The organism is Kitasatospora putterlickiae (assembly GCF_039527695.1).
Classification (GTDB): Bacteria; Actinomycetota; Actinomycetes; order Streptomycetales; family Streptomycetaceae; genus Kitasatospora; species Kitasatospora putterlickiae.
This window is the reverse complement of sequence record NZ_BAAAKJ010000484.1, coordinates 7,730-9,726: the sequence shown is the minus strand read 5'-3', so window position 1 is coordinate 9,726 and position 1,997 is coordinate 7,730. Positions and strand designations below refer to the sequence as shown.

Sequence of the window (1,997 nt, the reverse complement as noted above, 5' to 3'; positions counted from 1 at the left end):
GAAGTCCGATTCGCACCCCCCACTCACCACCCCACGCCCGGCGTGCACCCCCGCGCTCCGGCTCGGGGCGGGGTTCGCGTAGCAACGCGGACCGGTGCCGACAAGCCCCGCCGCTGGCGGGATCCCGCCAGGGGACGAACCGCGCACAGCCCGGCAACCGCCCCATCACCACCACCCTTACGGGTCTTGGCGAGACCTGGCCAAACCCCGGCGGCGCCCTGTCCTTTCACGACCTGCATTGTCATGCTTCTGTCCAAAGCCCCGTCCGACGCCCCGCCGTCCCCACCCATCGACGGTGCGTCAGGCCGCACGGGAGCAGCACGTCCGCGCCCTACCGCCCCCTGGCGCCGACCCCGGCGCCCCGGTACGAGGCGTGACCGCGCACCCGCGGTTTCGTGGAAGGAACCCCGTACGTGAAGCGAAAGCTTGCAGTCGGCGCCGTACTCTCCGCCTCCGCCCTGCTGGCCGGCGCCATCCAGGTCGCCGCCGCTCCCGCCCAGGCCGCCCCCGTCCCGCAGCGCGAGTCGCTCATCGCGCTGGCGGGCCAGCAGGCGGCGCCGGTGGCGAAGGCGCTCGCCCTCGGCGGCCAGGAGCAGCTGGTCGTCAAGGACGTGGTGGTCGACGCCAACGGCACCCGCCACCTGCGCTACGACCGCACCTACGCCGGCCTGCCGGTGCTCGGCGGCGACCTCGTCGTCCACCAGAAGGCGAACGGCTCGATCGCCTCGGTGGACCGGGCCTTCGACGGCCGGCTCGCGCTGCCGAGCCTCACCCCGGCGCTCTCCGCCGGCACCGCCTCCGCCCAGGCCGTCGACTCGGTCCGGGCCACCGTCGGCATCGCGCCGAGCGACCAGGACGCCTCCCCGGTCACCCGGGTCGACGGCGCGAGCGCCCCGGCCCTGGTGGTCTGGGCGGGCGACGGCAGCCCGCGGCTGGCGTACCGGACCGTGGTGCACGGCGAGCGGGCCGACGGCACTCCGAGCAGCCAGCGGCTGGTCACCGACGCCGCCACCGGCCAGGTGCTCTCCACCCACGAGGAGGTGCAGACCGCGACCGGCACCGGCAAGGGCGTGCACGTCGGGGCGGTCACCCTGACCACCACCCAGAGCGGCGCCACCTACCAGCTCAAGGACCCGACCCGCGGCAACCAGTGGACCGGCAACGCCAAGAGCGGCAACGCGCTGTACACCGACGCGGACAACAACTGGGGCAACGGGCTGGCGTCCGACACCCAGTCCGCCGCGGTGGACGCGCAGTACGGCACCGGCGCCACCTGGGACTACTACAAGAACACCTTCGGCCGCAACGGCATCAAGAACAACGGCGTCGGCGCCAGCAACCGGGTGCACTACGGCAACGCCTACGTCAACGCGTTCTGGCAGGACTCCTGCTTCTGCATGACCTACGGCGACGGCACCAGCAACGCCAACCCGCTGACCGCCATCGACGTGGCCGGCCACGAGATGACCCACGGCGTCACCTCGGCGACCGCCAACCTCACCTACTCCGGCGAGTCCGGCGGCCTCAACGAGGCCACCTCGGACATCTTCGGGACGCTGGTGGAGTGGTACGCCAACCTGCCGGTGGACGTGCCGGACTACCTGATCGGCGAGAAGATCAACATCTTCGGCAACGGCCAGCCGCTGCGCTACCTGGACAAGCCCTCCAAGGACGGCTCCTCCAAGGACTCCTGGTACTCCGGGATCGGCGGCATCGACGTCCACTACTCCTCGGGCGTGGCCAACCACTTCTTCTACCTGCTGGCCGAGGGCAGCGGCGCCAAGGTGATCAACGGCGTCAGCTACAACAGCCCGACGTCCAACGGCTCGACCGTCACCGGCATCGGCCGCGCCAAGGCCGCCGCCATCTGGTACCGGGCGCTGACGGTGTACTTCACCTCCAGCACCAACTACAAGGCCGCCCGCACCGCCACCCTGAACGCCGCCAAGGACCTCTACGGCCTCGGCGGCGTCGAGTACAACACGGTGGCGGGCGCC

Annotated in this window: 1 protein-coding gene; it reads left to right on the top strand. The window is 71.8% G+C overall.

The window, feature by feature from the left end; all coding sequences use genetic code 11:
• Nucleotides 1-413: 413 nt before the first annotated feature.
• A partial coding sequence (locus tag ABD308_RS37530; protein WP_344345178.1) for a M4 family metallopeptidase occupies nucleotides 414-1,997 on the top strand: 1,584 nt, incomplete at its 3' end.